Raw genomic sequence first — 26,233 nt, 5'->3', positions numbered from 1 at the left:
CGTCTCACTCCTTATTTATTCAGTAGTTCTTTAAGATATTGAGCTACGTCCTGTTGGAGTTCAGGTCTTTTCATGGCAAATTCAATGGTTGCTTTGATGAATCCTAGTTTATCGCCTATATCATATCGATGTCCTTCAAATGATTTTGCATAAATAGGTAATTCCTGACTGTAGTAGTTGAGGGCATCTGTCAGCTGGTATTCTCCACCTGTGCCCACTTTCACCTGTTCTAAATATGGAAAAATATCAGGAGTAAGAATATATCTTCCCATGATCGCTAAACGGGAAGGAGCTTCATCTTGATGCGGTTTTTCAACCAGTCCGGCAATGGGATATGTTAACTGGTCTGCTCCCTCGGTTAAAGAAGGACTTACAATGCCATATTTTGAAACTTCATCTGGATTCACTTCTTGTACACTCAGAACCGGTGCTTGATGATGGTCGAAAGCTTGAATCAATTGCTGAAGACATGGAATATCTGAGTCGATCACATCGTCCCCTAACATAACAGCGAAGGGATCATTCCCTATAAAGGCACGGGCACACAGTATGGCATGCCCTAATCCTAGGGGTTCCTTCTGTCTGAAATAATGAATGTTTGCGAGATTTGCAATCGATTGTACTTCTTCTAATGCACTCCATTTTTGTTTTTTCTCCAAAGTGGATTCTAACTCGTAGGATTTATCAAAATGATCTTCAATACTCCGCTTTCCTCTTCCGGTAATAATGATAATATCCGTAATTCCCGATTGAACGGCCTCTTCAATAATATATTGGATGGCAGGTTTATCGACAATGGGAAGCATTTCCTTCGGTTGAGCTTTCGTTGCCGGAAGGAATCGTGTTCCTAATCCCGCGGCGGGAATGATGACCTTTTTTACCTTTTGTTGTTGCTGGTTGTTAGATAAAGATGAATCCTTCATTCTATCAGCCTCCAATATGTACATGTTTCATATTTTATCAGAATGTATGCTCATATATGATTAAGGATGTAGAAATTTACGCAGGTTTAACAATGAGAAAATAAATGGACTTTCGTTCTTAATAAAGATTTTGTTTTTTCTTAATAAAAAACAAAAGATTAAGAAATAGGAAGATAATTCGAGATAAAGAACAATAAGTGTTCTTTTTAATGGCAAATTGACTATATTTAACCATTTTCAAGCTGGGTATTCTGTCATATACTTCAATTGTAAGTTCGTTAAAAAGAACAAAATCTTACAAACGGACTATATACTTGAAAACGAGGAGGAATTTTGGATGGGAATTAAACAAAAGTTAGGTTTGGGTGTAGCTTCAGCGGTTCTAGGTGTATCACTGATTGGTGGGGGTACATATGCGTATTTTAGTGACACAGCTGAAACTTCTGGTACGTTTGCTTCAGGGACAATTGAATTAAATGCTAATCCAACGACGATCATAGATGTCCATAACATTAAACCGGGTGATACAATGCTTCGCTCATTTGAACTGAAAAATGATGGTACGCTTGACATCGCTTCTCTTAGTTTAGCAACTTCTTACACTGTAAATGATGTGAAAGGAGATAACGATGGTGCAGATTTCGGAAAGCATATCCGAGTTAACTTCCTAGTAAATGCTGATAAATTAAGTGTACCTATCTTTTCAACAACTCTTCAAGAGCTTCAAGGTATGTCACCTGATGTCATTCAAGGAAGTATCTTTAGTGGCTGGTTAGCAGAAAGAGGAGGGAAATTAAAAGCAGGGACTTCTGATACCCTCTTTGTACAGTATGAATTTGTAGAAAATGATAAAGACCAAAATATATTCCAAGGCGACACTCTAGAACTTGAATGGACATTCGAAGGTAAACAAGGCAGAGGGGAAGCCAAGTAAGTGTAAATCAGGAAAGGTGGGGCCACCCACCTTTCTTACATACTATCAAACTCTTAATCCTGTTCAGGTTTTATAAATGGGTTATGCAACCTGAACAGGATTAACCCACCCCCCACCAAAGGAAGTGATTACCATCCGTTTTTTAAGGTCAAGGAAGTTTAAAACAAATTCAAAGCGTTGGAGTGTGGCATTACAGCTTTTTGCCATCTGGTACATGGTCATTATTACGGGAACCTATCTCAGTTCCGGTACGGATGCATACTTTAATGATCATGATCAGGTGACGGGGAAAATAACAGCAGGAACATGGGAAGTGGAGTCTTCTCAGTGGGATAAAAGCTCATTGGCATTTATAAATAAAGATCAGACGATAGTAGTGAAGGCATGTCCCCCAATTAAAATTTCTACAAAAATCAGGAATAACGGGAGAGATATGAAAGGAACAACGGAATTTGAAGTGTTTTACAAAGATAGCGGAAACCCTATGAAAGGTAAAAAGATAGGAGATGGGATTATTCAGCCTATTTCCTCAAACAGGGTTGACGTTCTCACATTTGAGGTGAATAAACCAGGCAACTACAAATTTAGAGCTCTTCAAAGGCCGGGACATGGGAATAAAGATGATAGTAGACAAGACTTATGGAGTGAAACCATTACAGTGAAGTGTGAAGAAGTTAAAAAATCTCAAGAGAAAGAGGAAGTGAAATCAGAATCCGAACCTGGGAAAGAGGTAGAAGAAAAATCGGTACCAGCGGAAAAAGAGCAAAAAGCCGAACAAAACAAAGAAGCATCTGAAACAGAAAGTGACCCAGTCAAGGAAGAAGTGAAAATACCGGATAAAGTGAGTCCTGAGACTGATACCAAATTAGAAAAAAAGGATGAAACCTCAGAACAACATAAGAGTGAAGGAAAAGAAGTACCGTCTCTAACAGAAACAACTGAATCCGAGGCACCTATGCAAAAGGAAGGATGATTACAGGTGAACGCAAAGAAGATTAAGAAATTCATCAGTTCTAGTATTACGGTCGTTTTATACCTCGTCCTTTTCACGATGATTATCGTGGTTGTATCTTCAAAAGCAGCTGGAGGAGAACCTGAAATATTTGGGAAGCAGATAAAAACCGTCCTTTCCGGATCAATGGAGCCTGGTATTCAAACAGGATCCATCATTGCAGTGAAACCAGGCGGCGATATGACCCGGTTCAAAAATGGTGACGTCATCACTTTTAAACAAGAAGAGAACATGCTGGTTACTCATAGGGTCGTCGAGGTAATGAAGAGCGGGGAACATGTCATGTACAAAACAAAAGGGGACAATAATGATGCTGCAGATTTAGAGCCTGTCTTATCAGAAAATGTTGTAGGTGAATATACAGGGTTCACCATCCCTTATATAGGTTATTTCATGAACATCATGAATTCCAAAAACGGCGCCTTCCTCTTCATCATCCCAGGTCTTTTACTCCTTTGCTATTCAGGCTTTGTCATTGGTAAAGCCCTTTCTCAGATTGAGATAAAGAAACCGTCAGAGTCTATTGATAAGAATGTATCGTAAAGATGTCTAAGAAGGATGTGGAGTCTATGGGTAATAAGCGATTCACCTTGTTAACAATTAGCGTGGTTTTCCTGCTTGGATTCTTCGTTTTTTCACTGGAAAGGGTTCAAGCAGATCAAGGGGATACGACAAATGAAGTGGATATTGCAACATCGCCAACAGGAATACTCTTTCAAGTAGATAACATGAAGCCTGGTGACTGGACAACGAAAACCATCAAGGTCAAGAATCAGGGATTGAAGGATTTTCAATATACGATGTCATCGGAAGTGAAATCTGGCTCTGATAAATTATATAACGCACTAATGATGACGCTGTCAAATACTAAAGGGGTCATCTATGAGGGAAAGGTTTCAGAATTCAAAGGGTTTGATGCCCGTAAACTAGCTAGTTCAGGAGAAGAGGATATGACCTTTAAGATCGAGTTCCCTGAACATCTTGGGAATGAATTTCAAGGACTCATGACTGAACTAAAATTCACCTTTCAAGCAGAAGGTATAGTGGGCGAATCTCTTCCAGTCGGTGGAATGACACTTCCGAATACGGGAACGGTCATTTATAAACTTCTATTGATAGGTGGACTATTATTTTTCAGCGGACTTGGAGTTTATGTTTATCAATACCGAAGAAGAGTGAATATAGTGAATGGGTAGAACCTTGATGAGAAGTAGATCAAGGTTTTCTTTTTTGAATTAAATTTATTGGGGTATGAGTCAAGAAACCAGAGTAACATTCTAGTAATGATAGGTAGGGGTGAAAGGATGAAGAAACTATTCCTTGGCTTGGCTTTTCTGAATCTGATGGATGGAATTATCTCCTTTATTGGTCTTAATGGTTCCTTCATGGTAGAAGCCAACCCTCTTATGAACGAATTGTATATGACGAGTCCCATACTATTTTTAGGTATCAAACTATTGTTATCGCTCTTCTTGGTCCTTATTGTATTTTACGACCGGATCCCGCGTCTGAAATGGGTAACTTCTACAGCATATGTTGTTAGTATCATCTACCTCTTCGTATTTTGTCTCCACGGAATCTGGATCATCCAATCGGTTATGTGATTTTCTCCTCTCGCAAAAGAGGAGTTTTTTCATTTCCTGAAGTGAGTTTCATATAAATGAAAAACTATATTCTCCTCTAGTTTGTACGTCATGTTAAATCGATTCTTTCGACACTATCTCCCAGGAAATAATCCATTTCCTCAAATTATGAGATTTTTCTCAAAAAACACTCAAATATAAATGGAAATATTTTGGGGTTAGTATATAATAGTAATAAAGTCTAATATGTAAGAAGATTCTGATAAAAGGGACTTTATTATAAAGGAAAAGGAAGGTGTTTTGATTGAAAGGTTTAGAAGTGCTGGTTACTCGAAGGACGGTGGCGATTTGCCCTGCTTATGATGGGATTCATCGGTCAATTATTTATGACTACTCGGGGAGAAAGACGTTCAGCAAAAAATCAGTAATGGAGATTCTGGACGACTCCTGTATGGCTTACCGGTCTACATATGACGGCAGGATCAAAGCCGTTCGTCATGCTACCAAGTATTTACGTAAGACCCCTCTTATGATCTGCCCGCAGGAATACATCTATGCGATACCCACAATGGCTCCAACCGACTATGATTGTATCTGGTTATTCTGCCAGCATATCGAGTCAACTTCCACTTCAGAAGGAAAAACACACATCCAGTTTACGAATGGAGAGCAGTTGGAAATCAACTGTTCGGAAAAAGTGATCGCCAAACAACGGGAACGGGCGGCAGCCACCATGAATCACTTCGCCAGCTTCCCATCCCGCAGAGCTTTGAGAAGGACCGAAAGTGAACTATATCTTCCTGGTTTTCATCCCGGTATGCTTGATTCAACAGATATTACAAATGATTCACACCTCGATTTTTGAAAGACCTTTGAATATATTAAAAACATGAAATAAAGAAAAAACAGGAGTAGGAAGCTTGTTCCAACTCCTATTTGTCGTCGTTTCATTCTTTTATGAAGAGAAAACTTATCCTCCTTTTCCATAAAAAACATCGGTCTTTCTAAAATAAAATTTCATATATTTAAAAATACAATTGAAATATTATTTTAAACGTGATATTAATATAAGTAATGAAAACGCATACAGATTTTTCTGGGAGGAATGACTTATGAAAGATAAATTTTTTGAATTATCAACAGAGAAGGTTAACCGGGATACGCTTGGAATTGATACAGCGAGTACAAGCGAAATTCTCCGCATGATGAATGAGGAAGATCAAAAGGTCGCTTCGGTAGTTCAAGAGGTGATTCCTCAAGTGGAACAAGTGGTGGACGAGGTAGTGAAGTCAATCTCTCAAGGAGGAAGGTTGATTTATATAGGTGCAGGTACAAGCGGCAGACTCGGTGTGCTTGACGCGGTGGAATGTCCTCCGACCTTTAGTGTCAGCAGTGACGTCGTGGTCGGATTGATTGCCGGCGGGGAGAAAGCATTCGTTAAAGCGGTTGAAGGAGCAGAGGACGATGAAGAGTTAGGCGTATCCGACCTGAAAGAGATCGGGCTGACGCAGGCGGACACAGTCGTCGGCATTGCAGCGAGCGGACGTACTCCGTATGTCATCGGAGGTCTAAGATATGCAAGAGAACTCGGTGCTACAACGGTTGCCCTGTCTTGTAATACAGGCTCGAAAATTTCTGCTGAAGCAAAGCATGCGATTGAAGTAGATGCCGGACCGGAAGCGTTAACCGGATCCACTCGCTTAAAAGCCGGAACTGCACAAAAATTGGTCCTCAACATGATTTCGACAGCGGCCATGATCAAGCTGGGTAAGGCTTATGGGAATCTGATGGTCGACGTGAATATCAGTAACTACAAGCTTGAACAGCGGGCGATCGGAATCATCGAGAGTATCACAGGTGCCGATAGAGAAACGGCAGCAGCAACTTTAAAGAAAGCGAACAACGAAGTGAAACCATCCATTGTGATGATCACTCTTGGCTGTGACTATGAAGAAGCGAAGAGCCGGTTAGAAGATGCCAATGGATATGTTCGATTGGCTATTGAAAAATAGGCTTTTTGTATAGGGGTACCTGTCCAGAAATCTTCATAGAAATAGATGTGAAGATGTAATAAGAATTCAAAGCAGAATTGAAAGGGGAAGGTGAAATTGACAAACAAAGAATTGGCTGGCGTTATATTAGAGCAGTTTGGCGGTGCTGATAATATAGCAAGCTATGAAAATTGTATGACCAGACTGAGAGTGAAAGTATATAACGAAGATCTAGTTCAAAAGACAAGTATCAAGAAGATCGAGGGAGTATTAGGATTTGTAGAAGACGAAACGTATCAGGTCATTTTAGGGCCGGGTAAGGTCAATAAAGTGACAGAAGAGTTTGGGAAGCTGGTTTCAGAAGGTTCAGGGGATGTTGATCTGAAGGCTCGTGCTGCTGAACAAAAAGCTGATTTGAAGAAAAAGAACAGCACTCCATTTAAATTACTACTAAGACGAGTGGCAAATATCTTTATTCCTCTGATTCCTGCGTTGATTGCGTCAGGATTGATTACAGGGTTTACGAAGTTCTTCGTTCAAGCAGGCTGGTTAAATGGAGAATCACAGCTTGTGATGATGCTCTCCATTATTGGTAGCGGGTTATTTGGTTACCTGGGTATTCTTGTCGGGATGAATGCGGCGAAAGAATTTGGCGGCTCAGCGGCACTTGGCGGGTTGGCTGGTATTTTGATTATCAACCCGGCCATTGGTGATGTGACGTTATTTGGAGAAAATCTGCTTCCAGGACGGGGCGGACTGATCGGCGTATTGATTGCGGCAATTTTCATGGCATTTGTTGAGAAAAATGTACGCAAAGTTATTCCACAGGCAGTGGACATTATTGTGACACCGACCATTGCGTTACTTGTCACGGGATTATTAACATACACGGTATTCATGCCGGTAGGTGGATTTATTTCAGATTTAATTACGAACGGACTCCTTTCATTGATTGAAATGGGTGGATTAGTCGCTGGTTTTGTACTTGGCGCCACCTTCCTGCCACTCGTCGTAACAGGATTGCATCAAGGACTGACACCGGTTCATCTGGAACTGATCAACACGATTGGGGACGATCCGCTTCTTCCGATTCTTGCAATGGGTGGAGCAGGACAGGTTGGAGCAGCCTTCGCGATCTTTATGAAAACAAAGAAAAAGAAGCTGAAGAGAGCCATTGGTGGAGCACTTCCGGCAGGGATGCTTGGAATTGGGGAACCGCTAATCTTTGGTGTCACCTTACCACTCGGCAGACCATTCCTGACGGCGTGTTTAGGTGCCGGATTCGGGGGAGCATTCCAAGCGTACTTTGATGTCGCGACGTTTGCGATCGGGGTATCAGGGTTGCCGCTGATTTTCCTTGTGAATGCAGGAGAAATTCTTTACTACACGATTGGACTTTTAATTGCCTATGCAGCCGGGTTTGCTATCACGTATCTGGTTGGCTTTAAAGACGAAATGGCGAGTGAGTTCGAATGATCGGAATCTCCGTTTATTTATCCGACGAAGGAGCTGAAGAGAGAATTCTTCACGCTTCTTCATCAGGTATCAAGCTGGCGTTCACCTCCCTTCACATTCCGGAAGAGTCGGCGTATAGCAGAGAGCATGTTAGTCATCTGTTATCCATTTTCAAAAGGGATGGGTTTGAAGTGTTTGCTGATGTATCTAAAAACACGACCGCTCTTTTAGGATTGAGCCATATGGAAGAGTTAAAGGAATTGGGTGTGACGGCATTGCGTCTGGATGATGGGTTTACTGCTGAAGAGATGGTGACGTTATCTCATCACTTTCAGATTGCCATCAATGCCAGTACGGTTGGAGAAAGGGAGCTTCGAGAATGGACCTTGAGCGGACTGGAAACAGGGAACATGATTGCGTGGCATAATTTCTACCCCAAGCCTGAAACGGGATTGGATCAGGATTACTTTATGAAGCAGCAAAGACTGTTTGAAGCATTAGACATTCCGGTTTATGCCTTTATACCGGGGGACGAGGAAAAAAGAGGACCGTTATACAAGGGTCTCCCAACTTTGGAGGATCATCGTGATCAAAACCTTTATACGAGTGCACTCCAATTGAGGCACTGCGGTGTCCAGGGTGTATTTATAGGCGATCCAGGTTGTTCACAGGAACTACTTCGTAAGCTAGCGGATTATGATCAAGGAAATGTAATCGAGCTTTCGTATGAGGGCCGCGGTGAAATCAAGGGAGAATATCAACTCAGACCCGATCCGGGAAGAGATGTGTATCGATTACTCGAAACAAGGACGAATGGCGATGTTCCGCCTTCAAATACTGTAGAAAGACCACGTGGCACCATCACCCAGGACAATAATTTGTATGGACGCTATAAAGGGGAAATGCAAATTATCCGAAATGACCTGGAGAAAAACCCTGCCGTGAACGTAGTCGGTAGAATTCGCGAGGAAGACCTTGATCTATTGAAATTACTGGAGCCTGGTCAAAAGATTCGATTGATAAGAGGGACGGACCTAAGTCTGTGAAATACTTGTATAAAAAATCTTCTAATGATTTGTTCATTAGGAGATTTTTTTTTGTTTCAATAGGATACATCTTCTTTTCAACACAGTCCATACTAATTAGAAAACACTTCGGCCATTCAAAGGAGGGAAGACATTGAGAATAGACAAAAAACATATGCTATTCATAACAGGACTAGCAGGTTTGATGGTTCTACTTTGGGTGTTGTTCCCTCCTGTCATTTCAGGACGGGACATGGAAGAGAGAGGTCCTTCTACAGCCATCGCCGCCCATTGGATCTTCTCGAAGGATTATATTCAATCCGGAACCATCACCGGGAAGGATCTAGTGATGAAAGATGTAAGTGGGAACGGCAATCATCTCCGGTTAATCAACCTTGAAGACTCCAATCAAAAACTTCCTTTCATCCGCTGGTCGGAAGAAGATTACGAACAAAAGGATGAGGTTCAGACCTTACAATTTAATCACAAAAAAAGTGATGCTGGAGGTCAATATTTTCAAACCGGTAAAAATGCCCCTTTGAATCATAATCGTTTTAAAAACGGATATACGATCGAGGCCATATTCAAACTGCCGAAACAGTTCTCTCCGAAAGACCACGGTGGAATGGGCATTATGTCAAGGGGTGGGCAACGTTCCAACTTATCTGTATCCGACTATAAACAAGTCCATTGGGCCAGTCATCCCATAAATCTTCAACGCACCGAGACAGATTGGTCCCTTGCCCTTGATAGTGAAGAAGACTGGTATCATGTAGCGGTCGTCAATGACGGGAAGAATACTAGCATCTATATAAATGGAGAGGCCGACTTTCGGCACTCCACTGCTGAAATGACCGGGATTGATTTGGTAAAAGGAAAGGGATGGTATGTCGGGGCATCAGAAAAAGAGAATAAAGCAGATGCTTTGTTTGCAGGGAATTTACAGGAAATCCGCATAGCCAATCGATCTCTTCCAAAAGAAGACTGGCTTATCCAACATAAGCCCGGTGACCACGTCAAAAATGGATCCAATCAATATCAATCCTTACGAACCAAGAAGAAGAATTATTCCTTTCTTTTTGTCCCGGATCCACAAAAAACGGTGCGATATAAGCCAGAGATTTTCAAAGAGCAAATGAGATGGATTTCAAAGAGATATGAAAGGTTAAACATCGCTATGACCGCTTTCTTAGGAGACATGGTCGATCAAAGCGACTCGTTGGAGGAATGGGTGCACTCGTCTACAAGCGTCGGTTTCCTCGACAAAAGAAAGGCTCCGTACGTGACGATTGCCGGGAATCATGACTACGGTAAAGGAGATCCTTATCTTAAATATTATGGATCAGGGCGTTTTTCGGACAAATCGTATTATAAAGGTTCTTCCCCTACTGGATATAGTTCGTATTCCATCATTAAAGCGGGAAGTTATCATTACTTATTTCTATCCCTCGACATGGAACATATGAAAAAGGACATTCCTTGGGCGAAGAAGGTTCTAAAAGCACACCCAAAAACACCGACCATCCTTCTTTCTCATCAAATCCTCGACATGGAGGGAGTCACTCCCATGGAGACAGAGAGGGGGACATTGGCCTGGGATGAACTGGTCCATCCATTTAACCAGGTATTTATGACAGTCAATGGACATCACCATGGCTCCATTCACAGAATGAAACAAAATGCAGCAGGTAATCCCGTTTTACAAATGCTTGTCGACTACCAGTCAAGCTATCACGGGGGCAATGGATGGATGAGGTTTGCAGAATTCGATGAAGCAGACGAGATGATTTCGTTTAAGACCTATTCCCCATGGGTGGATAAACTGCCGAGGCCGCAGAAAACGTATTTTGATGTAGCGTATTTAACGGGGGTGCGCGATCAATTCAAAGTACCATTTGATTTTGAAGAGCGTTTTGATTTTGTTGACCAGTGATATTTGGGTTTGGATCTGAATAAATACAAAAGCATGAATACATAATTTCATGCTTTTTTAATGCAAATCTATGCTCCGTAATCTCCTCAGAGTCAGAGTCAAAGCGATTGGCTTAAGCGGGCATCTATGGAAAGGGATGTAAGGATTATATGAAAGTAAACAAACTAATACTATATAGTATATTTTCTGCGTTTTCTTGAGTAAATAAAAACAACATCGTTATACATACCCATATGTGAGAATTTATGATCGGTGAATTTCAAACTATCTTTCCTTTCGAGATCAAGAATTTGGAAAAGGACTGGGTGGTTTTCGAATGGATTTTTGGTTTCGCAGAAATGGAAGAGTGACGAAAAAGCCATTTCATAGGCACATCGGTGTGGGTATCTAGTCAATTGAAAGTCAAGAAATCTTATTAGTATGAAGTGATTAGTTCCAAAGTGAGAAAGTTGTCGATAAGTATTTTTACCTAAAATATAGATTATTCTGATTTTTCTTATATAATGTAAATACAAGTAATATTTGTTAATATTTAGATTAATAGGGGGATGGCGAATGCCTGGATATTATATGAAAGAAATATGGACACCATTAAAGATAGTGGGGATTAAAATTTTTAAATCAGAAGAAAATAGTATCTTTATGAAGGTCCTCCAAAAACCAAGGAAACGTATTTTTTAAAACTAATATATTAAATACTTCTAAAACGCGTGCGATAAAGGCAAACCCATTGAAAAATGGCGACGCAAAGCTATAGGGGCTTAAGTCTACAAGATAATGCCAGCCAGTTACCGTGTACGCAAATATTTACACAAGTTAATCAAGATACTTTCCTGAATTTTTCCTTCATTAATATTTTAACAGATTTATGCCTTTTATTTTTCATCCCTTACCATGCTCCTCATGGTATTAAATTATCAAATGGCTCTCACCCTATCCCCTATTTTCTGTTATAGTAATATCAATGAATATTTCGACAATAACCGGAATGAAGGGACTGCCATTTTGATGACTAGTGCTTCTGTCATACTAATAGAATTTCTTGAAAATCATTCAGACGAATTTTTACATAATTGGCGTAAGAGTGTCGTCATTTCAGATAATGATCTATATAAAGAAGAAGTGTTGAACAATGGGGTTAAAATGTTTCAGTTAGTAAAGCGTGCCATTGAAACACCTCTCAGTGAACAGGAAATTACTTATCTCGCCTACAAGACCGCCCTGGAACGGGTAAACGCTAACGTGAATATAAGTGAGTTTGTCTATAACGTAAATGTCGGGAAAAGTATTATTATCAAATGGGTGAGTAATTCAGGAATTGAACTTCGGGAATTGCAGCCCATCATTGAAGAAATCAACGCGCTTTTCGACCGTTTTTCCTACTTAGCCGTTAGAAAATACACGGAAATTAAAGAACAGCAGCTTCAGGAAAAGGAGTTGTATATCGATCAAACCCATAAAGAGCGGCTGACGATCCTGGGACAGATGAGCTCAAGCTTCGTCCATGAATTCAGAAACCCCCTCACGTCGATCATCGGGTTTACCAAGCTCTTGCAAAACGGTTATCCAGACTTACCTTACTTGGATATTATGCAGCATGAGCTGGAGCAATTGAATTACCGGATCTCCCAATTCCTGCATGTGTCGAGAAAGGATTTGATTGAGAGTACCAGGGAAGAGATCATCCTTACAGAACATCTGGAAGAGACCATTGAATTTCTGTATCCGAGCCTTCTGGATGGTGATGTATCCATTGACTTTCAGTGCGATGCTGACATAAAGGTGTTGGGAAATAGGGATGAGCTTAGACAGGTCTTTCTTAACCTCATCATGAACTCCATTGATGCCCTTCAGGAAGTTGAGGGACAACGTCAAATCACGGTTTCATGCGAAGAAGAAGCAGGTAAAACAAATCTTCAAATCTCCAATAATGGCCCGCGGATCAAAGAGGAGACCATCGAAGCCATTTTCGAACCTTTTTACACGACAAAAGACCTCGGAACGGGAATCGGTCTATATATTTGTAAAAAGCTGATTGAAAAGCATGGCGGGGAAATTCGTTGTCAGTCGAACGATGAGTGGACGACGTTTACGATCGGTATTCCCGTTGAATCTAATATTGTTATTTAATTGACTATTGATTATCGGAGTCAGGCACAAAAACTTAGTTTTTGTGCCTGGCACCGATTTTTTTAGTATTTTATAGCAATTGATTTAGTGATTCATAGAGTGTGAGTGATATAATTGGAATAGGAAAATATTATCATTTCGGTTGGGTGGGGGTAAGGTCTTGGTACATAATGAAAAAGGGGTTACGTTACTTGAAGTGCTTTTGTCTATAACGATCTTATCGATTATCCTTTTGTCTATAACGAATTTTTTCCCTCAAATGGGGATGATGAATAAACACAATGAAGAAAAGTCTCAGGGAATGAATTTTGCTAAGCAGGTATTGGTAGATTGGAAGACTTCTCAAAGGGTTATTGACTTTATAAAAGCACCGGCACCAGCCAATCGGCCTGAAGAATATAAGAGTGAAGACGATAGCTATTATTATTTTAGTACTATAAAGAATGACTTTGATGTACATATCAAAATTAAAAAGGAATCTGACTTACATTCGACTCCGTCTAAAGCTCACTTGATTCAAATTCAATTGCAGGAAAATAATGACACCGTGAGCGAAACATACGGTTATTTGACGATCGGTGAGTAAGGGGGGATAGTTTGTTACAGAATGAACGTGGATTGACTCTTGTTGAAGTTTTAGCTACATTAACAATTCTATCAATTATCGGCGTGGTTATTTGGAATGTGTTTTTTCAAGGTCTGGACTATTCTGATAAAGCTGTCACCCAAAATTCGATGCAACAAGAATCGAACTATTTAACGATGAAACTGACAAGAATCCATCAAACCGCTAAACAGTATGAGCTTAAGAATTCTAACTGCAATATTGTGGTCGATTACATTAATCAAAATAATGAGTCCTCTAAAGAAATAATTACTGATGCTGATCTATGTTTTAAAACAACCTTTACAGGTCGTGTAGACCCAAGTAAGGAAGACTTGCCACTAACCATTTCCATCCATGATAAAAATAATGCTGCAAATGAATTTGTTATGGAAACGATATTTTATAGGCTGAAGGAGGATCAAAGCGAATGACCCATCTGAAAGATGAAAAAGGCTATGCTTTGGTAACCGTGTTGTTGATCATCGTGGTATTTATGGTGATTTCCCTCTCCTTTATGGGACAGTCCTTTAATAGTGTGAAGCAAAATAGAGTAGTTGAAAAAAACTATCAATCAGTAGCATTGGCTGAAATGGGCATTTCATATTATCAATTAGCTGTAAGAAATGCCTATCTTTCCAATCAGGAGGGTATTGTGAGTCAAACACAGCACAAATTGGAAACGGATAGACGCAATCGGGTAGAAAATACATCAGAATACTATACTGGTATTATAGTTTCTCTCATGAAGCAGGCCATCCAATCATCTCTTGAAAATGAACATCAAACTCTCAAAATAGAGAATCGTCCCGATGCCACTTACATCATTCAGGATGTGAATATCACTTCAGAATCCAACGACATCATCATTACTTTTACAAGTCTCGGAGAAGAGGAGGATGAGACATCAAAGCTCAGCGCTGAAATGAAGATCCCTATTAAAGATTTAGGATCAACAGACGGGGAAGGTAGCGAATCCGATCCGTCCAATGCTAATAAATTACCGGATTTCAACCAGATTCAAGAGCCTAAAGGCATACCGGATAGGTGCAAAAACCCACCTATCATCTATGATAGTTGCAGTGAGATATTTTTAGCTGGATCAGGATCCTTCTCTTCAAACTATAATAACTTAGATGATAAACTCCTCTACGCAAAGGGTGCATTAATGCTAGGTGGTAACGCTAATAACATGAGCAATACCCAGATCCATACAGATGGTTCCATGTCTATGGGGAAAAATATGAACAATGCAAGGAATGTATTCATAGAAGTGAAAGGAGCTACCAGCTTTGGTGGGCAGCTAAGGATGGATCGATCCCGGGTGTTTGTTGGAGGGAGTATGAGTGTTGCCGGCCACTTTGAAGTTGAGGATAAGTCTATTATATATGTAGGAGGAAGCGCGGCTGTTTCAAAACATCTATCCATCGGTTCAAATTCCAAGATGTGTGTAGCCGGTAATTTAGGTGCCAGTCAATTAGATATTGATGGGGAATTATATGTGAAGGGATCTGTGAGCGGAAAGGTCAAATCTGGCCAAGTCACTCAAGTCAACCAGGCAGAATTCGAAAAAAATTGCGGCGTACCAAATTCTTCTCCTGAACTAAATGTTGAGTGGGGAGATATCTTAAACAAGGTGGAATATAGTTATTGATGTAAGCAGTCGTCCAATGTGTCGATTGCTTTTTTAGTAGTTTATCAGGTACAAATGAATGGATTTTGTACCGGGTACAAATCCCACATGACGTACCAGGTACAAATCCCACATGATGTACCAGGTACACTCTATCGTAAGTGTACCTGGCACCGTCCCCTGTGTGCATGGTGACCCCCTCCTTTTTATAAATCCCTTTATGTCTAGTATTTGTTAGGGGTAGGGGTTATTCCTGCTTTGGGCGAAGTGGTGAAAATTAAATGAGTGGTATGTGGAAATTGGGTTATGGGATGAGATGGATAATCGGGCTGTATGACGTAATTTCACATAAAAAACCTCCTCGATTTCATTCGAGAAGGTCACTTCAACTTCTCAATATCCTCAATGATCTCTTCATATGGAGGATTGGACACTCCTTCATACTGCTTCAGCAAAACCCCATTCTCACTCACCAAATAAAAAGAAGTTCCATGGACAAACTGATTAGAGCCTTCAACTTGAGCAGCAGGAGTTTTAAAGGAGACATTGGCGAAGGATTCAATCTCGTCACGAGAGTATCCCGTTAAAAAACTCCAATTCTCATCATCCATTTCATATCGGCCGCTATATTCCTTCAACACTTCAGGAGTATCATGTTCGGGATCCACACTAATCGATACCAACTGGACTTCCCCATCCAATCCAGCTTCCGCTATCTTCTTTTGAAGCTTTGACATATTCGCCGTCATCGGAAGACAAACTGTATCACAATTCGTAAAGATGAAATCTGCAATCACAATCTTTCCCTTAATGAGCTCTCCTAATGACGTAGCCTCCCCATTCTGATCCACGGCACCCAAATCACCGACCTCTACATTCATAGGAAAGGACTCCTCAACATTCTCCCACTGGCAGCCAGCCAAGAAGAAAAGAGATAAGACAACAGTAGCAATCATAAATTTAAATCCCACTCAACTTCCTCCTTCTGAAACAGAGGTCCGTCCCTCACACCAGAAGAGGGACGGACCTTGTCATGTTAGTCTATAAACTGTTTATCTATTAAATCGGTGAATTCCGGTTTTTCTTTCAGGAATTTCAGTTCATAGGATGAGTCGGCAAATGCTTGAACAGCATCTGAGTCCACTTTGTAAGTGAAACCGATTCGTTCCCAAGCCTGATCAACGACTTCTTTGCTTAGTTCTTGACCGGTTACGTCTTTTACGTCTTTAATCGTGATTTCTTTTGCTTCCTCCGGATTTTCAGCGATGAAAGAAGTTGCTTCTTTATGTGCGTCGACGATTTTTTGAATGGTATCCGGATTTTCTTTCACGGATTTTCCAGACGCTACAAGCACAGAAGCAGGAAGTGTTTCACCAAATGAAATTTCGTCATGATCGATGATGATGTTGGCACCTGTTTCCTGTTGAATCACGGCTGCCCAAGGTTCCGGAGCTACGGCAATATCGACTTTCCCTGATTTCAGCATGTTGGCATATTGTGCCGGATTTCCTGTTACGTGTTTCATGGTCCCACCGATACGTTGAGATTCAATGCCGTGTTCTTTCAAGAATGTTTCGACCTGAACATCATGCGTGCAACCAACTGCAGGGGTGATGAAGGATTTACCTGCAAAATCGTCCACGGTTTTCACGCCGCTTTCCTTACTTGCCAGAACCACGGTTCCACCAGTGGATCCCCCACCAATGATTTTCACGTCAGCCCCTGTCATGTAGTTGTTCATGGCAGGACCAGGCCCGACAAGACCTGCATCAATTTCACCTGTTTTCAATGCGGTCATAAACGAAGAGCCATCGGGGAAGGTTTTGTATTCAATCTTTGTGCCGTCTCCAAGCTGTTTTTTATAAAATCCTTTGTCCTTTGCAACCATTGCGGGAACGTGGTTAATATTTGGGAAGTAACCTATGACGACCTTTTCTCTGACGTCACCGCCTGAACTCTTTTCAGTACCGCAGCCTGCCAAAACACCTAGTAATGTAAAGAAAATGGTCAAGAGTAGAAATGCTTTTTTCATTTTGTAACCTCCTGTTTTTTATTAATGAGGCAGGTGCTCATCCCCTGCCGTATTTTTTCGTCTATGCTTAAGACTCCAATCCCCAACGCTTAATCACTGATTTTTCAATGCGCTGGAAGATCAGCTGATCCACGATCGCTCCGATGACCCCAATGATGATCATGACGGCAATGACCAGGCTCATGTCACCAAAGTCTGATGCGTATCGGAGTGTGTAGCCGAGTCCGGGACCGGTGCTTAATAGTTCCCCGGCCATTAAAGCTCTCCAGGCAAAGGCCCATGCAAGACGTGAACCGGTTACTACATAAGGAATCGATGCCGGGAAGATGACTCGAATGAATAAGTCTAAACCTCTTGATCCCATTGTTTGTGCTGCTTTTAAAAAGAGGGGAGAGACGTTTTTTATGCCCATTCGAATATTGAGGGCCATGACAAATGTTCCACCGAGAATGACGACGAAAATGACGGCTTTTTCATTGAGGCCGAACCACATGATCGCCAGTGGGAGCCATACGATACTCGGCACACTTTGGAAGGCCAGCAGTAATGATCCCAGTGTATCGTCGGCCGTTTTGGATTTGGCGAGAAGGACGCCGATGCTGGTTCCGATAACGAGCGATATCCCCAATCCGATGAATAAGCGTTTAAAGCTTGCAATAAGGTCAATGATCAAGGTTTGATCTGCAATCCCAGTAAATAGGGCCTGGAAAACGGAAGTAGGAGAGGGGAGGACAACTTCTGTCCATAGCCCGAATCGTGATCCCGATTCCCAGAGGCCTATAATAAGGGCAAAAAAGATGATGCGTTTAAGAGCTGTGTTCATAGGCCAATTCCTCACTTATCACTTTGTCTATTTCCTTCTTTAAATAGCTCATGATATGTTCTTCGATTTTTACCATTTCTTCTTTATGAGCATCCCGTGGACGGGGAAGATCCACTTTGATATCTGACAAAATTGTACCGGGGCGGGTACCCATAACGATGATCCGGTCTGAAAGCTTAATAGATTCCGAGATACTGTGAGTGACGAACAGGACGGTTTTCTTCGTTTCCATCCAGATCGTTTCAAGCTGATGGTGAAGACGGGAGCGGGTCTGTTCATCCAGCGCGCCGAATGGTTCATCCATGAGAAGGATTTCCGGGTTCATGGAGAGAGCACGTGCAATGGCCACCCGCTGCTGCATCCCTCCTGAAAGCTCATGAGGGTAATGATCCTGATAGTTTCTCAGTTGGACCATATGTAAGTATTTTGCGGCTTGCTGCTTCGCTTCTTTTTTTGACATTTCTTTTTTGAGGGGGAACGTCACATTGTCACGAACATTCAACCATGGAAACAATGCCGCTTGCTGGAATACCATCCCCCGATCTTTTCCGGGTTTCTTGATCGGATTTCCATCTACAAGAATCTCTCCGGATGTCGAGCCGGTCAGTCCAGCCACGATGGAGAGGAGCGTGGATTTACCGCATCCTGAAGGTCCCAATATTGAAACAAACTCACCCCTATCTATCTCGAGGTTAATATCCTTTAGTACATCGGTCGGCTTTCCTGACTTATCGAGGTATTGCTTATTGAGATGGTTGATCTGTATAAACATGTCATCATCCTTATCTTATAATTCATATTAGTTTAGTCGGAATATAAATAATACAATTATAGTATATTGGGGGAGGTTGTCAAGGTTTCCTTTATTTTGGGAAGAATAAAATGAGATCTGCGAAAGGTCTTTAAATTTGTTGTATGTCTTTATAAATGGTTTCATATAATTGAATAGCTTTAAGAGGCGTCTTTATTATAGGAGTTGTCATTTCTTAAAAATATCATATTTAACTCGATTGGATGAACATATTATTACTAGTCGTTTTTAACCAGGTGTGAAAGGGTAACACTATAGTAAATACCATTATTTTCTTTACATTAATAGGAGGGACCCGATTTGATCAGCCAAACGAGAGATATTGTTCAGAAGTCATTGGATGCTTTATTAGAGGACGAATTATTTTTACCCGAAGTGAAAGGGGAGACAAGAAAGAAAGCGTTTACATCATTAACTTCCATTCTATCGACACCGAACCATGTACATAAATCGTATTTGAGGATTCCGTTGGAGGATGAGAAGGTGGTCAGGATTCCTGCATTTCGTGTTCAGCATAATAATGCCTTGGGGCCATATAAGGGCGGGATTCGTTTTCATGAGACGGTGAATGAGGAAGAGGTTGTGAATCTGGCTTCCTTGATGACGTTAAAGAATGCCCTTCATGATGTTCCTTTCGGTGGAGGAAAAGGCGGGATCATCTTGAATCCCCGGGAGTATTCGGAGAAGGAGCTTCATTTGATTGCCAGGAAGTATGTCCAATATTTCAGTGATGTCCTCGGACCCGATAAAGATATCCCTGCTCCTGATATGGGATCGGGGGAACGTGAAATGGACTGGATGATGGCAGAGTACAAGAGCATCCGGCCAGGAACGCCTTATAGAGGGAGCTTTACGGGGAAGAGTGTTGTGAACGGCGGATCGTTGGGACGGAGGGAGGCGACGGGAAAAGGTGTCTTCTTTACATTCCGCTATCTGGTTCATGATTTTGTAAAGGAACAGAAGAGTTTATTGACGAAAACCGATAATGTCTTTGCGAAAACGGCTCTTGGTTTTGAAGACCGTGCGTTAACGATTGCTGTACAAGGGTTCGGGAATGTCGGTTCGGTGGCGGCACTTGAAGCCTATCAATCGACTCATTTGCAGAATAAAGTGGTGGCGGTGAGTGACCGGAATGTCACGTTGTTCAACTCGGATGGTCTTGATATTCCGGCATTGGTAGAGTTTACGATGAAGAATAAAGGAGATCTTCCCACGAAAGATGAACAGTTGAAGGAAATCGGAGTAAAGGCTGAAATCCGTGGCCGTGATGAGGTTCTGTATTTAGATGTAGACGTTCTGATGTTAGCAGCATTAGAGGATCAGGTGCACAAAGATAATGTAGAAAAGGTGAAAGCAAGAATCATCGTGGAAGGGGCCAATGCTCCAATTACAACAGATGCGGATAAATATTTAAGTGATAAAGGAGTCATTATCATCCCTGATATCCTGGCCAATGCCGGTGGGGTCATCGTCTCCTATTTCGAATGGCTGCAAGGAAGGGAAACCCAGTTCTACACAGAGGAAGAAGTATTCAACCTCCTCTACGACAAAATGAAAACAACCATGAACACCGTCCTGCCACTATTCTTCGGCGACCCATTCCCATTGCGCCAAAACTGCTACATCCACTCCGTCATGAAACTATCCACGGTTCTATACAGACAAGGAAAACTTTATTAAGAACAAGGGACGGACCTCTATTCCTAGGAGCTGGTACTAGGAGTGGAGGTCCGTCCCTCTTTTAATAAATCTTTATAAAGGGTGTCCTTCACTCTCCCTATTTCCTATATAAAGGGTGAAAGGAGGTGAGGCACATGGCAACAGCGGATTTGAAATCTACGAGAATACGACTGGCTTATAATGATGGGCTGGACGAGAAGGGGAATCCTAAGATTGTGTACAAGTCGTACAGTTACATCAATGCACTGGCAACGGCAGATGAGATGAACAGCGCAGCTTTATCCCTGGCAAGTCTTTCATCAAAAGGATTGTTCAACATCGAGAAGGTCCAAAGCTTCGACATTAACGAGTAAGCGATGATCGATATTTTAATAGAAAGGAGGCAGATGCAACATGGCAAAAGTATTGGAACTGGAATTTCAAACCGAAACGGGGAAGTCAGGGAAACTATCCATCAATGACCCGGTTGAGCCGATTGATACTGTGGCGGTGAAAGCAGCGATGGATAACCTGATCGCGACCAATGTGTTTGGAAGTTCGAACGGAATGTTTGTGAGTGTGGAAGGAGCACGGGTGGTCGAGCGTAATGTGACGGATTATGATGTGATGTAGTCGAAAGAAAGTGTTCTCCATAATGGGGGACACTTTCTTTATGTTATTTAATATGAAAAAAGAGTAACCCTTTACAGGTCACTCTCAATCACGAAAATATTATTTCCTCAACAAACTCACAGCCTGTTCCAACACTTTCTCACCATTCATCATCCCATAAGACATCCCATCTATTACATCCACCTTAATATGATAAGGCTCAGCTTTTTCCTTAATTTTAGATGATAGGTAGCGTACTTGGGGACCGATGAGGATCACATCAAGTTTATCTAAGTGATTGCTTAAGTCAGCTTCAGATGTAGCATTTATAGTGGCTTCAAGACCTTTTTCTTCAGCAGCTTTACGCATTTTTTGGACTAACATACTCGTTGACATTCCTGCTGAGCAGACTAGCATGATATTCATATAAAGCACTCCTTACTTTGTTTGATGGATTTCGATGATTTCCTGGGCCAGTTCTTTGACGGTGATGGCGTTCATGAGATGATCCTGGGCATGAATCAATAGAATCGTAGGATTCTGTGTATCACCGCTTGCCTCTTTTTGAAGTAACTGAGTTTGATAGTGATGGGCCTGATGAACTTCATTCGTTGCTTCGGCCATTTTTTCCCCTGCTGTTTCGAATTGTTTTTTCTTCGCTGCCTGGAGGGCTTCCATGGCGGAAGACCGCGCGTTACCAGCGTGTAATATGATATGAAAAGATATTTCTTCTAAGGTTAAATGTTGTTCAGCATTCATGCGATTTTATCACTCGTTTCGGTCGTTTTCTTTAATTGGGCACGTTCAGATGCGAGTAGGAATGGAATATACATGAGTGTAGCGATCGTCAGGTTCACGAGTTGAAGAACGATTCCACTCCAGGATCCGCCTGTTACAAGGTAGCCACTAATGATTGGTGGTGTCGTCCAAGGAACAATCGCGACGGTTTTAGGTACAATCCCTAAGCTCAGGGCCAGGTAAGATGTAACCGTTAATACGACAGGTACTAGTAAAAACGGGATAAACATAAGCGGGTTTAACACGATTGGAAGACCAAAGATGACCGGTTCATTAATATTGAATACTCCAGGTGCAGCAGACAGTTTTCCAACTGTACGGTAATGCTTCGTCTTCACCACAAGGAAGATGGCGATGATCAAGGCGATCGTCGTACCGGATCCACCCATGTACACGTACGCATCAAAGAATGGTTTCGTCACAATGTATGGAACGTCGAAGGCACTCATGCCGTCTGCGAACAGCTGCTGATTTTTTTCAATTAAAGGTAGGTAGATCGGTTCGATGATCGGACCTAAAATGTTTGTGCCATGTAAACCAAAGAACCAAAGGAAATGATTTAAGAAAGCTACAACAATGGCTGATGGCAGTGAGTTTGATACAGCTTGCAGTGGTTCCTGAACCACCGTAAACACGATTTCGAAGATGCTTTTTTCTGCAAATGAAGTTAAGAGAGCTTGAATAAGACCAACAAGAATCAAGATGATCGTAGCCGGAATCAGGGCTTTAAATGATTTTACGACACCTTCCGGCACACCATCGGGCATACTGATCGTAAACTTCGAACGAATTAACACTTTGAATAATTCAGTGACAAGAAGAGACGTGATCACGGCGACGAATATCCCTTGTGCTCCGGTCCAGGCGTAGGATATTCCCCAGTCTTCCGTTACCGGTGTAAGGATGATGAGTGAAGCGATCGACACTAACGCTGCAGACAACCCATCGATATTATAGGACTTGGCTAAATGATAACTGATGGATGCAGCGACGAGCAGTCCGAGGATGGCGAATGATCCATTCCACATATTCCCGCCAACAGATTTCCAGTTCTCACCGAAAACAGCGACCATGAAATTCTGGAAGGCTTCAATCGGCAGATTATTTAATAAAACAGCCAAAGATCCCACGATGATCAGCGGCATGATCGAAACGAATCCATCACGGATGGCGACGAGATGTCGTTGTGATCCGATTCGTCCTGCAATAGGCATAAACTTGCTTTCCATAAACCCCATTACTTTACTCATTTCTCTTTCCCCCATTTACTAGATTAATTGAATTGCGGTAAAAACTCTTTGTGAGCTTCCAATAATTCATCGACTAGTTGTCTTGCTACCCCTTCGTTCTGTACTAGCGGATTCATCACCATGGCCTGGTAGACATGATTGTACTGACCGGACATTGCTGCTTGAATGACGAGCTCTTCGAACGCTTTCATCTGTTGAATGATTCCTTTAACTGATGGAGGAAGCGGTCCGATGGCGATTGGCCGAGGTCCGTCCCTCGTAATGACGGCGTTTACTTCGATGACGGCGTCGTTGGGAAGGTCCGGGATGGTTCCGTTGTTTTGTGTGTTGACGGTTTGGATGTCCTCTGAATTGTTGTAAATGCTCGTCATGAGGCTGCAGGCAGCATCACTGTAGTAGGCACCTCCTCGATTTTCCAGTTCTTTTGGTTTTTCATTTAACTCTTCTTTCAAATATTGTATGAAAAGTTCTTTTTCAACTTTTCGAACAACCTCTGCCCGTGTACCGTTTTCTCTATAAGCTTGAAGGTCCTTTTCCAACACAGAATCCCGTTGGAAGTAGTATTGATGATAAGGATTGGGAAGCATCCCCAGTGCCTGTAAAAATTCTTTCGACCATCCGAGGGAGACGATGTTAGCCGGTGAGTAATCGACTTCTTGATGGATCAATTTTTGTAGGACCCGATCGGTTATATCCTGACCATTGACCCAAACCCTTTTGCCGAATACAAAATGATTCATCCCTACAAATTCAATTTGTACTTCATTTGCAGAACAATTCATCATCTCGGCGACGCTGTTCTTCATGTTGAAAGGGATATTGCACACCCCGATGACTTTTTTATGGGTACTGTATTTAAGCAGGGCTTCTGTTACAATGCCTGCCGGGTTGGTGAAATTAATAAGCCATGCATGGGGACAAATCTGTTGGATATCATGACAAATCTCCATAAGGACCGGAATGGTGCGCAAGGCTTTGAATATACCGCCTGCTCCATTGGTTTCTTGACCGATGACGCCATGACTTAACGGAATCCGTTCATCTTTTTCCCTGGCTATGAGGCCGCCCACCCTGATTTGTGTTGTCACAAAGTCAGCGCCTAACAAGGCATCCTGCCGGTTAAGAGTCCATTCCAATTCAATCGGCACACCTGCTTTTTGAATCATTCGACGAGCAAATTGCCCGATAATCTCAAGCTTCTCTTTCCCTGCTTCGATATCAACAAGCGTTATGTCCGTGACAGGAAAAGATTTGTATCGGTGGATGAACCCCTCGATAATTTCTGGTGTATAGCTTGATCCGCCTCCGATTATGACCACCTTTAATGACATTCTGTCGATCTCCCTTCATTTTGAAAGCGATTTCTATTTTTTAATAATGTATCATACAAATTTTCGCTCGTCTATATATTGTAATGACAAATATAAGATTTATGACTAATTTTTATTTATTTGTAATAACAAATATATTTTATGATAAAATGAATAGGAATAGAGAATTGAACGTGGATGTGTTATAACAAATATAGGAAGAAAGTGGAAGGGAGAAACAGAATGAAAGAGACACAAGAAGCAAAAGCCTTGCATTCGCATGTAAAAGAAGAAATCATCCACATGATTAAAAATAAAGAATACGCGCCGAATACAAAACTGCCGACAGAGGCGGAGTTTTGCGAAAAGTTCAATGTCAGCCGTACGACGATCCGGACGGCGCTCCAGCAGCTGACACTTGAAGGTTACGTGTATCGCGAGCAAGGGAGAGGAACCTTTGTCGCAGAAGAGAAAGTTAGTCAAATCCTGTCCTCAACGATCGACAACTATACAGAGCAACTGCGATTACAAGGTAAGAAACCTAAGATCAAGGTACTAAGCATGAATGTCATCCCGGCAGAATCAACAGTGGAAAAAGCGTTGGAATTGAAGAATGGAGATCCTGTCAATCGTTTAGAGAGGATCCGTTATTCAGACGGGCTGCCCCTGCAATATGAGGTGGCCTATCTGCCCTGGTACAAGACGCCTGGGCTTGATAAAGACGAATGTGAAAGATCACTTTACAAGCTCCTGGAAACACAGTTTGAGATTAAAATTAAAAAAACCGTCGAAACGATCGAGTTATTTTTAGCAGATGAACGAGTGGCAGAGAGGCTTGAGGTACCAGAGGGAACACCTTGCTTTATGATCGAAACGACAGCCTATGTAGAGGATGGATCGGTTATCGAATTTTCCAAAGCGATCTTCAGAGGAGATAAAGCGAGTTTTCTTGTAGAAAGAACCTATTAGAAAAAAGGGGATGGGGGATTATGAGGAAAGTGATCGTCAATGCAGATGATTTTGGTTTATGCCGGGGAGTGAACTACGGCATCGTTGATAGTCATCGATTTGGAATAGTGAACTCAACAACCATGTTGGTCAATATGCCGGGAACCCTGCATGCGGTGGAGTTGGCAAAGCTATATCCGGAATTACAGGTCGGGGTCCATTTAACGCTTACATGTGGGAGACCAGTCTCTGGCGGGGTACCATCGCTACTAGACGAGAGAGGCTTTTTCCGTTACACCAGCAGGATTTTTGAAGAAGAAGAAATCGATGTGGATGAGGTTGAGTTGGAGTGGGAGGCTCAGGTGGATAAATTTCTATCATTCGGTTTGCCCCTTTCTCATATTGACAGTCATCACCATGTTCATAGCTTTCGGCCTTTGATCCCGGTGGTGAAGAGGTTGTCGGAGCGTTTTGGGGTTCCGGTCCGGAATGCGCTCCCTGTAAGTGAGGGAATGAATGTACTAACCGATCGATTCTCCATGGCGTTTTATGGGGAGGGTGTGTCAGTTGGAGGGTTGAAGAGCATTTTGGAGAGTAGGCGTGAGGGGGAGACGCTCGAGATTATGTGTCATCCTGCTTATGTGGACTCCTTTTTAAAAGGGAATTCTTCTTATTGTGAGCAGCGGTTGAGGGAGTTGGATGTGTTGACAGCCGCTAAATATTTGTCATGACAAATATGTAAAAAGGTAGTGCAGACCAATGGATTG

The 26,233-nt window shown here is 41.9% G+C and carries 28 protein-coding genes and 1 riboswitch; of the genes, 19 read left to right on the top strand and 9 right to left on the bottom strand.

What is annotated here, in order from left to right; translation table 11 throughout:
• Positions 1-11 precede the first annotated feature (11 nt).
• Positions 12-923, bottom strand: a complete 912-nt coding sequence (gene galU, locus ACYH0O_RS22580) for a UTP--glucose-1-phosphate uridylyltransferase GalU (protein WP_482630429.1) — start codon at positions 921-923, stop codon at positions 12-14.
• A 337-nt stretch (positions 924-1,260) separates the two neighbouring features.
• Between galU and ACYH0O_RS22575 the strand changes: the two genes are divergently transcribed.
• The 14 genes from ACYH0O_RS22575 to ACYH0O_RS22510 all read left to right on the top strand — a co-directional run bounded on the left by ACYH0O_RS22575 (position 1,261) and on the right by ACYH0O_RS22510 (position 15,244).
• The gene (locus tag ACYH0O_RS22575; protein ID WP_149156431.1) at positions 1,261-1,857 is read left to right on the top strand and encodes a CalY family protein; all 597 of its coding nucleotides are present in this window, start codon (positions 1,261-1,263) and stop codon (positions 1,855-1,857) included.
• Positions 1,858-1,981: 124 nt separating this feature from the next.
• The gene (gene tapA, locus ACYH0O_RS22570; RefSeq protein ID WP_482630428.1) at positions 1,982-2,830 is read left to right on the top strand and encodes an amyloid fiber anchoring/assembly protein TapA; all 849 of its coding nucleotides are present in this window, start codon (positions 1,982-1,984) and stop codon (positions 2,828-2,830) included.
• 6 nt (positions 2,831-2,836) lie between these two features.
• The gene (gene sipW / locus ACYH0O_RS22565; RefSeq protein WP_426892203.1) at positions 2,837-3,412 is read left to right on the top strand and encodes a signal peptidase I SipW; all 576 of its coding nucleotides are present in this window, start codon (positions 2,837-2,839) and stop codon (positions 3,410-3,412) included.
• Between the two features lie 26 nt (positions 3,413-3,438).
• A complete protein-coding gene (locus ACYH0O_RS22560; RefSeq protein ID WP_188048544.1) occupies positions 3,439-4,065 on the top strand; it encodes a TasA family protein in 627 nt (208 codons plus the stop codon).
• 108 nt (positions 4,066-4,173) lie between these two features.
• Entirely contained in the window at positions 4,174-4,473 is a 300-nt protein-coding gene (locus tag ACYH0O_RS22555) for a DUF5658 family protein (RefSeq protein WP_482630427.1), read from the top strand.
• Positions 4,474-4,756: 283 nt separating this feature from the next.
• Positions 4,757-5,317, top strand: a complete 561-nt coding sequence (locus ACYH0O_RS22550) for a competence protein ComK (protein WP_482630426.1) — start codon at positions 4,757-4,759, stop codon at positions 5,315-5,317.
• Positions 5,318-5,564: 247 nt separating this feature from the next.
• Entirely contained in the window at positions 5,565-6,464 is a 900-nt protein-coding gene (murQ, locus tag ACYH0O_RS22545) for an N-acetylmuramic acid 6-phosphate etherase (RefSeq protein ID WP_482630425.1), read from the top strand.
• 96 nt (positions 6,465-6,560) lie between these two features.
• Positions 6,561-7,919, top strand: coding sequence for a PTS transporter subunit EIIC (locus ACYH0O_RS22540; RefSeq protein WP_482630424.1), 1,359 nt, complete (start codon positions 6,561-6,563; stop codon positions 7,917-7,919).
• Positions 7,916-8,944, top strand: a complete 1,029-nt coding sequence (locus ACYH0O_RS22535) for a MupG family TIM beta-alpha barrel fold protein (RefSeq protein ID WP_482630423.1) — start codon at positions 7,916-7,918, stop codon at positions 8,942-8,944. Before ACYH0O_RS22540 ends, ACYH0O_RS22535 begins: the two co-directional genes overlap by 4 nt.
• Before the next feature lie 133 nt (positions 8,945-9,077).
• Positions 9,078-10,856: a LamG-like jellyroll fold domain-containing protein gene (locus tag ACYH0O_RS22530; protein WP_482630422.1), complete on the top strand. Its 1,779-nt coding sequence runs from the start codon at positions 9,078-9,080 to the stop codon at positions 10,854-10,856.
• 710 nt (positions 10,857-11,566) lie between these two features.
• Positions 11,567-11,652, top strand: a riboswitch (cyclic di-GMP riboswitch).
• 212 nt (positions 11,653-11,864) lie between these two features.
• Entirely contained in the window at positions 11,865-12,986 is a 1,122-nt protein-coding gene (locus tag ACYH0O_RS22525) for a histidine kinase N-terminal domain-containing protein (RefSeq protein ID WP_482632645.1), read from the top strand.
• Positions 12,987-13,146: 160 nt separating this feature from the next.
• A complete protein-coding gene (locus ACYH0O_RS22520) occupies positions 13,147-13,572 on the top strand; it encodes a type IV pilus modification PilV family protein (protein ID WP_482630421.1) in 426 nt (141 codons plus the stop codon).
• Positions 13,573-13,583: 11 nt separating this feature from the next.
• Positions 13,584-14,024: a type II secretion system protein gene (locus tag ACYH0O_RS22515; RefSeq protein WP_482630420.1), complete on the top strand. Its 441-nt coding sequence runs from the start codon at positions 13,584-13,586 to the stop codon at positions 14,022-14,024.
• A complete protein-coding gene (locus tag ACYH0O_RS22510; RefSeq protein ID WP_482630419.1) occupies positions 14,021-15,244 on the top strand; it encodes a hypothetical protein in 1,224 nt (407 codons plus the stop codon). The genes ACYH0O_RS22515 and ACYH0O_RS22510 overlap by 4 nt, the downstream gene beginning before the upstream one ends.
• Before the next feature lie 359 nt (positions 15,245-15,603).
• On the opposite strand, the gene ACYH0O_RS22505 is transcribed toward ACYH0O_RS22510, so the two are convergent.
• The 4 genes from ACYH0O_RS22505 to ACYH0O_RS22490 all read right to left on the bottom strand — a co-directional run bounded on the left by ACYH0O_RS22505 (position 15,604) and on the right by ACYH0O_RS22490 (position 18,850).
• A complete protein-coding gene (locus ACYH0O_RS22505; RefSeq protein ID WP_482630418.1) occupies positions 15,604-16,194 on the bottom strand; it encodes an SCO family protein in 591 nt (196 codons plus the stop codon).
• A gap of 65 nt (positions 16,195-16,259) precedes the next feature.
• Entirely contained in the window at positions 16,260-17,255 is a 996-nt protein-coding gene (locus tag ACYH0O_RS22500; RefSeq protein WP_482630417.1) for an aliphatic sulfonate ABC transporter substrate-binding protein, read from the bottom strand.
• 67 nt (positions 17,256-17,322) lie between these two features.
• Entirely contained in the window at positions 17,323-18,078 is a 756-nt protein-coding gene (locus tag ACYH0O_RS22495) for an ABC transporter permease (protein WP_149156444.1), read from the bottom strand.
• Positions 18,062-18,850 carry an ABC transporter ATP-binding protein gene (locus tag ACYH0O_RS22490; RefSeq protein WP_482630416.1) on the bottom strand — a complete coding sequence of 263 codons (789 nt, stop codon included), beginning with the start codon at positions 18,848-18,850 and terminating at the stop codon, positions 18,062-18,064. The genes ACYH0O_RS22495 and ACYH0O_RS22490 overlap by 17 nt, the downstream gene beginning before the upstream one ends.
• Before the next feature lie 339 nt (positions 18,851-19,189).
• Between ACYH0O_RS22490 and ACYH0O_RS22485 the strand changes: the two genes are divergently transcribed.
• From ACYH0O_RS22485 to ACYH0O_RS22475, 3 genes are all read left to right on the top strand, one after another.
• Complete coding sequence (locus ACYH0O_RS22485) at positions 19,190-20,569, top strand: Glu/Leu/Phe/Val family dehydrogenase (RefSeq protein WP_482630415.1); 1,380 nt, start codon at positions 19,190-19,192, stop codon at positions 20,567-20,569.
• A gap of 134 nt (positions 20,570-20,703) precedes the next feature.
• Positions 20,704-20,922: a DUF1659 domain-containing protein gene (locus ACYH0O_RS22480; protein ID WP_149156447.1), complete on the top strand. Its 219-nt coding sequence runs from the start codon at positions 20,704-20,706 to the stop codon at positions 20,920-20,922.
• Between the two features lie 40 nt (positions 20,923-20,962).
• Positions 20,963-21,181, top strand: a complete 219-nt coding sequence (locus tag ACYH0O_RS22475; RefSeq protein ID WP_149156448.1) for a DUF2922 domain-containing protein — start codon at positions 20,963-20,965, stop codon at positions 21,179-21,181.
• A 99-nt stretch (positions 21,182-21,280) separates the two neighbouring features.
• On the opposite strand, the gene ACYH0O_RS22470 is transcribed toward ACYH0O_RS22475, so the two are convergent.
• Genes ACYH0O_RS22470 through ACYH0O_RS22455 form a run of 4 tightly spaced genes read right to left on the bottom strand, consistent with a single transcriptional unit; the run spans position 21,281 to position 24,539 of the window.
• A complete protein-coding gene (locus ACYH0O_RS22470) occupies positions 21,281-21,586 on the bottom strand; it encodes a PTS sugar transporter subunit IIB (RefSeq protein ID WP_149156449.1) in 306 nt (101 codons plus the stop codon).
• A gap of 12 nt (positions 21,587-21,598) precedes the next feature.
• On the bottom strand, positions 21,599-21,919 hold the full coding sequence (locus ACYH0O_RS22465; protein WP_426892217.1) for a PTS sugar transporter subunit IIA: 321 nt from the start codon (positions 21,917-21,919) through the stop codon (positions 21,599-21,601).
• Positions 21,916-23,208 (bottom strand): PTS cellobiose transporter subunit IIC, encoded by a 1,293-nt coding sequence (gene celB, locus ACYH0O_RS22460; RefSeq protein ID WP_482630414.1) that lies wholly within the window; start codon positions 23,206-23,208, stop codon positions 21,916-21,918. Before celB ends, ACYH0O_RS22465 begins: the two co-directional genes overlap by 4 nt.
• Before the next feature lie 23 nt (positions 23,209-23,231).
• On the bottom strand, positions 23,232-24,539 hold the full coding sequence (locus ACYH0O_RS22455) for a 6-phospho-beta-glucosidase (RefSeq protein ID WP_482630413.1): 1,308 nt from the start codon (positions 24,537-24,539) through the stop codon (positions 23,232-23,234).
• Positions 24,540-24,761: 222 nt separating this feature from the next.
• Here ACYH0O_RS22455 and ACYH0O_RS22450 point away from each other — a divergent pair, with 222 nt between their 5' ends.
• Positions 24,762-25,487, top strand: a complete 726-nt coding sequence (locus ACYH0O_RS22450; protein WP_482630412.1) for a GntR family transcriptional regulator — start codon at positions 24,762-24,764, stop codon at positions 25,485-25,487.
• Positions 25,488-25,507: 20 nt separating this feature from the next.
• Positions 25,508-26,197, top strand: coding sequence for a chitin disaccharide deacetylase (chbG, locus tag ACYH0O_RS22445; protein ID WP_482630411.1), 690 nt, complete (start codon positions 25,508-25,510; stop codon positions 26,195-26,197).
• Positions 26,198-26,233: the final 36 nt, after the last annotated feature.

It is taken from the genome of Rossellomorea sp. H136 (genome assembly GCF_056838065.1).
This window is presented reverse-complemented; position numbering and strand designations above follow the sequence as displayed.

Bases quoted from the DNA above. Each gene is read 5' to 3' on its own strand.
- ACYH0O_RS22510 (WP_482630419.1), top strand. From the start codon at position 14,021: ATGACCCATCTGAAAGATGAAAAAGGCTATGCTTTGGTAACCGTGTTG.
- ACYH0O_RS22450 (WP_482630412.1), top strand. From the start codon at position 24,762: ATGAAAGAGACACAAGAAGCAAAAGCCTTGCATTCGCATGTAAAAGAA.
- galU (WP_482630429.1), bottom strand. From the start codon at position 923: ATGAAGGATTCATCTTTATCTAACAACCAGCAACAACAAAAGGTAAAA.
- ACYH0O_RS22535 (WP_482630423.1), top strand. From the start codon at position 7,916: ATGATCGGAATCTCCGTTTATTTATCCGACGAAGGAGCTGAAGAGAGA.
- ACYH0O_RS22560 (WP_188048544.1), top strand. From the start codon at position 3,439: ATGGGTAATAAGCGATTCACCTTGTTAACAATTAGCGTGGTTTTCCTG.
- ACYH0O_RS22575 (WP_149156431.1), top strand. From the start codon at position 1,261: ATGGGAATTAAACAAAAGTTAGGTTTGGGTGTAGCTTCAGCGGTTCTA.
- ACYH0O_RS22455 (WP_482630413.1), bottom strand. From the start codon at position 24,539: ATGTCATTAAAGGTGGTCATAATCGGAGGCGGATCAAGCTATACACCA.
- ACYH0O_RS22480 (WP_149156447.1), top strand. From the start codon at position 20,704: ATGGCAACAGCGGATTTGAAATCTACGAGAATACGACTGGCTTATAAT.
- celB (WP_482630414.1), bottom strand. From the start codon at position 23,208: ATGAGTAAAGTAATGGGGTTTATGGAAAGCAAGTTTATGCCTATTGCA.
- ACYH0O_RS22465 (WP_426892217.1), bottom strand. From the start codon at position 21,919: ATGAATGCTGAACAACATTTAACCTTAGAAGAAATATCTTTTCATATC.
- ACYH0O_RS22475 (WP_149156448.1), top strand. From the start codon at position 20,963: ATGGCAAAAGTATTGGAACTGGAATTTCAAACCGAAACGGGGAAGTCA.
- ACYH0O_RS22470 (WP_149156449.1), bottom strand. From the start codon at position 21,586: ATGAATATCATGCTAGTCTGCTCAGCAGGAATGTCAACGAGTATGTTA.
- chbG (WP_482630411.1), top strand. From the start codon at position 25,508: ATGAGGAAAGTGATCGTCAATGCAGATGATTTTGGTTTATGCCGGGGA.
- murQ (WP_482630425.1), top strand. From the start codon at position 5,565: ATGAAAGATAAATTTTTTGAATTATCAACAGAGAAGGTTAACCGGGAT.
- ACYH0O_RS22525 (WP_482632645.1), top strand. From the start codon at position 11,865: ATGACTAGTGCTTCTGTCATACTAATAGAATTTCTTGAAAATCATTCA.
- ACYH0O_RS22495 (WP_149156444.1), bottom strand. From the start codon at position 18,078: ATGAACACAGCTCTTAAACGCATCATCTTTTTTGCCCTTATTATAGGC.
- ACYH0O_RS22555 (WP_482630427.1), top strand. From the start codon at position 4,174: ATGAAGAAACTATTCCTTGGCTTGGCTTTTCTGAATCTGATGGATGGA.
- ACYH0O_RS22490 (WP_482630416.1), bottom strand. From the start codon at position 18,850: ATGTTTATACAGATCAACCATCTCAATAAGCAATACCTCGATAAGTCA.
- ACYH0O_RS22500 (WP_482630417.1), bottom strand. From the start codon at position 17,255: ATGAAAAAAGCATTTCTACTCTTGACCATTTTCTTTACATTACTAGGT.